Here is a 6,229-nt window from a genome sequence, read left to right as displayed (position 1 = left end):
AGGTATTGTAACATGGCCTGGTCCAATTGATCCTCCTAAATATTGAAAAGTTTGACCGGCGAACTTCTGCTGAGTTGCATGCTATAAAGCAAAAGCCCGGAACTTGCCGGGCCTTATAGCTATTCATCTATTTCCATGTGTAGGGTTCAAATCCGTGCCAATTTTCCTAAAGGGCTTTTCGTTTCCGGTACTTGCATCAATCAGTTTCTCTCCGTTATCGTTAAGGATGTCTGTAATTCCCAATTGGCGGGTGTACCGCGAAGTAAATAGATTTTCCATCAGGTGTCCAGTGTGTGCCACGCAGGAATTCTCTCTGGAGCTATGTGTGTAAATTATCTTTTCCTTGTTGGTTTTCAAGTCAAGTACCCCAGTGAATTATCCTTTTGGTATGCAATCTGGTTACTGGTAGGCGATGCAATAGCAGAACGACCTCCTGGAACCAACAACTTACGTTCACCTGTAAGTACATCAAAAAGGTAAATACCTTCAGGTGATTGAACAGGGTTGATGAGTTCTTCTTGCCCTTCAAGTTTAAATTTAACTCGACCATCAATGCTGTAAACAAATTGGTAGCCTTCGTGCAGCTAGGGAGATTCCTCTATCGAAAGATTGGGGAACCTTCCTACACTGTCTATATTTACAACCACCTTCCTTTGCTCCAAGTCCATTACTGCCAGGGAAACCATTGATGCGAGACCTTCGAACGGATGCTTAATGGGGTCAGCTTCTCTTTGAATCATAAAAAGAAGATACTTGTCATCCCATGATGAATTTCTCGGCCACGCAAGTTCACCTTTTTCTGCTTCATAGATTCTGTCTGTGATCTTCCCTGATAGGTCAAACTGTACAATGTTGCACCTGTATTCCATCCGGGTTAATCCAGGAATTCCTTCTGTACCAACAAAAGCATCTCTTGTATTCAACCAGTCCCATCCCACTGTATTCCGCCTCCTTGTCATTCTTTTAATTTAAAAGATGATTTGGGATATCTGAGTCTACATAAATGAAATATTCATGTTTCTGCGAGTTTGAAACAACGATCTTGCCCGGTAACGGGTCGCCAGAATTTATCATGTTGCAGGAGTGGATGAATAACCAATTTAAAAATATCAGCGAGGTTAACATTGTCTTTCTCATCGTCACTTGATTGGAACTTGGGAGGCTTGACCTGCCGTCCAGGTCATGGTGGGTGGATAGGGAAGCTTGACGGAAGTGGCCCAAGGAAGTTGATACCCGCTTCCCTGCATTCAATCCCTGACATGAGTAGTGCGCACAATTATTTACACCAAAGTTATAGGGCCATGGGTTTCCTGTCTGCGCCTGGAGCCATGCTGTAGCAGCTGCAGGGTCAGTCACCGTAACTGGTGAAAGAAAAGAAACTACCCATTTTTTTTTCTCGTGCCCAGAGACTTGACCATTCAGCATCATTACTTTGTCTGTACTGGTAGGCAACTGATATATTGACTTTAAAATTATTCGATGGAAAAGAATTTATTATCAATCCTTCAAGCTGTTCCCATATACTCTGACTAGGTACCTGATTGATTTCATAGATAACCTTACCCACTGGATCATATACCATCCCATGAGGCTTACCATTCCTGCTCATGTAGTACCACGTCTGAGGATCTCCTTGTTGGGCAACTACTCCACTTTAACATCAATTGGTGCCACAAGCAGCATATTCTCCTTTTTGTCCAAAACCTGATAATGATCGCCAAATTTTCGAGATGTCGTGTCAACGTTCACCATTATGTATCTCAAGTCGCGATATGTGTATTCATCTGTTCTTCGATACTGATGAGTAAAAAGACCTGTAATGTTATCTATTCCCGAGGCATCAATATGATTTTTTAACAAGAAAATTGTGATTGAAATAAGTTTTTGATAGTCCTGTTCGTTAAAATTTATAAAGACCTCATTCTGCATCATTGAAGAATCTGATAAGGCATTTTCCAAGAGCCCAATTTTTTTTGAATTCAAATATAAATATCCATCATCATCAATAAAGCTACCAACTATTGTACTTGCCGGTAGTTTTTTTATTAAGGACTCTATGTAGATGATTGAATCAGCAACGGTATTTATTTCATCTGTCAAATTAATTTTATTCCTGAGAGGATCTGTTATCTGTCCACAAGAAGTCAAGGCAAACATTAGACAAGAAAATAAGAAGATATTTGATCGCATATTTATTTTTTGGGAACAAGCATATTAAATCCAAATTTGATCATCTGAGTATCTCTACTATGATCAAAAAAACCACCCGGATTACTCCATTCGGGAGTTCGAGTCTGAAATGTTTGATTATATCCTGCACCAGCAACTGCTTCTGAACATGTAAGCCCTAGTGCTCTTGCAGCAACCCCATAATTGATGTTTCCGAAATCATCATAATTATAAGTAATTCCGTTGTATATGGCTTGCAGACCTATTTCTCGAGGACTGAAACCCTTTCCTGGTTGTTTAATATCGTACGGCTTCTTTGTACCTACCTGAGATTTAAAAAAACGAAGTTTAGCTGCTCGCCTGTGAATCTCTGCAAAGTAAATAATCGAGGGATAGTCAATTGCATCGAAAATTCTACCCATTGCAGAAAAGAATTCCTCGGTTTGTCTCAGCTGCTCGTTGAATTTGTCTGTGACATCCATCAACTCTTGCTGAGCTTTAACCGGCAGCAAAAATTCATACTGCCATTCGGGAATTTTTACGCCATCTCGAATTGTCCCACCCTCATAAATCCAACGCTCCATTGCCACTCCGTTTTGAATTACGACCTGCGATGGGTGCACGCCATACTTCGCTTGAAAGTCAAACATATTCATAGTAAAGTAATCCTCGGTAGGAGTATGATAAGGCATATCCCAAGTTTCGACCGACCTACCCGAAGTCCAATTACTATTATCGACTGAGTATTCATGGTACTTCACGTTAAAGTATTGCGGCCCATTTTTGGTGTTAACAGTTATCGTAAAATCCCTCCCAGTAGGATCATTTAACATGATCGGGTTGTTGGCCGCATAATGATAACCACTAAATGATGCAAACTTCGTTGCCATCGGATCAATCTGCATGAACCTTCCCAATGCCGGATCAAATCCTCTGAACTCCGTTTCATACCACCCTGTAGTTTGATTGAGCTCCGAGCCTTCGTTGTACAGGAAGTTATTGCTGCTGTTCTCTCTTGTCCAGCTACTTGCGGTCTGCAAACCAAACGGATAGTATTCATTATACTGCACCACGTTGCTTTTGGTGTGGGTTATTTTCAAATCATCGAAATATACCCAATTTGTTCCATCTCCCTCATAGCTTAAGTATACATACATGTAGCCGGGTTCTTTAATCGTGCGCGGTGTAAAAGAAACGAGCTGTTTTGCTCCGTTGGCGGTGGCAGGCACTGCCTGCCAGCCCATATCCAGCAGTTTATAATTCTTATCGAGTAAGATATAGTTCAGGTAAGCACTGGGTGCTGCATCGCTCTGGTTGGCCGGACCGCCAAAGGATGTATAGGCGGTGTTTATACCGGAAGTTGCTGCACTGGCTTCTGCTGTCGCCATACCGGTTGTAACCAGGCTTGCTACCGAGGCAATCAACGTGGCTATTGGCTTGCTTGTACTGCCAAAGCCGGATGCTCCCATATAGTAAGCATATACTTCCATATTGATCACATCGCCGGGTGCAACGCTCAGGCTCTTGGCCGCAGCTATACCGGGGGCATTGCCGGTAGCATTATAGGTGCTGTTCATACGCAGCGAATATTGTCCGCCCGGAGTATTGTTTGCCGCAGAAGGTGCATTTACCCAATACTGTGTGTTGGTTGTCAGACCTTTGAATTTCTGTGCGTCAGCTGTCATGTTCTCGAACGTGGCCAGGTGTGTTTCCGAAGGATTTACAGACGAGAACACCACGCGTGTATTGCCCTGGTGATCGGCAATGGCATATTGATATTCCAATGTACCCGAAGTATTCCGTACTACGCGACCCTCCGGTGAACCAAAGAAATTAAGCACACCATTTTCATACACAAAGCTGCCTGCATAATCGGTGGTGGATTTTAGGGTGCCTCCTGCCGCGTACGTTTTCATGGTTAGTTTTGTACCGGCAGCATCATATATATACTCTACCTTGCGGCCATCGGCATACGTTACCTGCAGCGGCTTTCCAAATACATTGTATACGATGTTGCTGTTAATGCCTTTGTTGTTTTCGGTAAGCAGGTTCCCCATGTTGTCGTAGGTAAAATCGTTGGCCGTGCCGCTGGTGCCATTGTCAAATCCTTCGGCACGGTTGGTAGCATCGGTTACTTTCTGCAACTGGTCTGCACTACCGGCAGCATAGGTATAGGTGAGGTCATCAATCAGCTCGTTGCCGTAACTCACCGCTACTGAACCGGAACTCACGATCAGGGTATGCTTGCGCTGCTGCCGTTGCAAGCCGTTAATGTTACCGTTCAGGTCATAGCTGGTTATACTTTCATTGATCGCGTTGGCTTCTTTGGTCCAGTCGGTAGCCGAGATGCTTGTCTGAGAAACCGCAGTCTTGAAACGATTGGCGTTGTCGTAGGTAAATTTATAGCTCCGCTGGTCGACCGGGCCGGTTGCTGTACCAGGCGCTTTCCATTTCACTGCACTGATGTTCCCGTTATAGAGGGGGGTGGTAATGATGCCGCTTTGCGTTTTTTCATAAAGAAGCTCCATGCCAAAGTAGTCGGTAGTTTCATCGTTGGTCACCCCGTTGTCGCTCGTAACCTGGGCGTTGTTAATGGAAGTAAGCCATCCCTGTATGCTATAGCGAAAATCTACCGACTGCAAAAAGGTGTTGCTTCCGGCACTGGTTTCATGAAGCTTCTTGTCTACCAACTGACCCAGCTCGTTGTATTCATACTTTACCAGCAACTGGTCGCTGGCAGCATCATTGTTATTCTGGTATACAGCAGTAAGGCGGCCCATGTGGTCGTAAAGCATCCGGTTAATAACGGTAGTTACTTTGCCTGCGCCTGCATTGTGATAAGTTTTGGAAGTGAGTGTCTTGCCTTCAAAGTCATACACCACGGTGCTCAGGTTATCGATGGTGCTGCTCAAATGGTTGTTGCTTCGCACCTGTATGGCCTGCCCGCGGTTGCTGTAAAATATATAGTTATACAGCCAGGTTGTAGTGCCCAGCACCAGGCGTTTGGAGCCGGTGGGCAGCCCGCGCACCTGTGCATCGGTGGCCGGTGTGTTCTCGCCCGCAAGGCCCTGGGGCGTGTAAGCATAATCGGCTGTGCCGTTAAAATCAAAGTCGTACGAGTCGTAGTAGTTCACGGTCAATACCTCCGTGCTAGTGGTGGGGAAACACTGGTTGGTATAGCCCTGGGCGGCTGTGCCGCGGTCTTCGTAAAACTTGTCGGTGTTGGCGGTATATAGCGGGTCTATTACGTTTAGCTGAATGTCGGCCCGGGTAATATAGGTGGTGTTGGTATATAGTCCCTGCATCACGGGCCGGTTCCTTCGGTCGTACTTAATATAAACCCACTTGTTCTGGCTGCGCGTGTAATCGTCCTGCATCAGCACGAGGCGGTCGAACCGGTCATAGCAGTAATACGCCCAGGCCTGTCCGGGTGCTTTCTTTTCAATTGCCCTGCCGAATTTGTCGTACACAAACTGGTGAAAGTACTGGTCGCGCATAGCAGCAGTTATCGCCCAGTTGGCTGCTTTCAGGGCGGCTACTCCTTTGGGCGGAATAATGTATTTCACCGAGCCGTTGGGGTTGTACACATAATAGGTTTCCAGCCAGGGCGTCACTACGCCGTCCACGGTTTCATCAAGCTGTGTGCGCGATACGATCGTGCGGCCGGCTTTATCGGTCAGCGTTTGTGTTTTCTTGCCATCAGGGTCGGTAACTTCGGTTTTGGATAGCGTGTTTGCATCGTAAAACCCGGGACTGGTAAGGTCTGCGTTGATGATGCGGATCTCACTTGCATCGTTGTTGGAGTAAACCATCATGGTGGTGTGGCCACCTCCGGGCTGCCATTGCTGGCCTACATTTCCGGCTTCGCGCAATCTTCCCAAAGGCGAGCTATCGAACGTGCTTTTTGCAAACGGGTAAGGACTGTCGGCTGCTTTATCGCTGGTGCCGTTGGCGTAATAGGCCGCTTGTTCGGTGAGGGCTGTGCTGCGGTAATCGCCGGTAGCGGAAGCCGAAACATACGGTAAATACTGAACTGCCTGCCGCCCTTTGCTGTCGTATG

The 6,229-nt window shown here is 45.9% G+C and carries 3 protein-coding genes; all 3 read right to left on the bottom strand.

What is annotated here, in order from left to right:
* Positions 1–584: 584 nt before the first annotated feature.
* On the bottom strand, positions 585–959 hold the full coding sequence (locus tag V7Q33_RS23025) for a hypothetical protein (RefSeq protein WP_331968038.1): 375 nt from the start codon (positions 957–959) through the stop codon (positions 585–587).
* A gap of 685 nt (positions 960–1,644) precedes the next feature.
* Positions 1,645–2,190 carry a hypothetical protein gene (locus V7Q33_RS23020; RefSeq protein WP_331968040.1) on the bottom strand — a complete coding sequence of 182 codons (546 nt, stop codon included), beginning with the start codon at positions 2,188–2,190 and terminating at the stop codon, positions 1,645–1,647.
* Between the two features lie 2 nt (positions 2,191–2,192).
* On the bottom strand, positions 2,193–6,229 hold a 4,037-nt coding region (locus tag V7Q33_RS23015), incomplete at its 5' end, for a DUF6443 domain-containing protein (RefSeq protein WP_333821452.1).

Source organism: Ohtaekwangia sp., from assembly GCF_036786105.1.
Taxonomy (GTDB): domain Bacteria; phylum Bacteroidota; class Bacteroidia; order Cytophagales; family Cyclobacteriaceae; genus Ohtaekwangia.
Note: the sequence above shows the minus strand (reverse complement) of the source record. Positions and strands in the feature narration are given on the sequence as shown.

Coding starts and splice junctions, on each gene's coding strand:
- V7Q33_RS23025 (WP_331968038.1), bottom strand. CDS start 959: ATGACAAGGAGGCGGAATACAGTGGGATGGGACTGGTTGAATACAAGA.
- V7Q33_RS23020 (WP_331968040.1), bottom strand. CDS start 2,190: ATGCGATCAAATATCTTCTTATTTTCTTGTCTAATGTTTGCCTTGACT.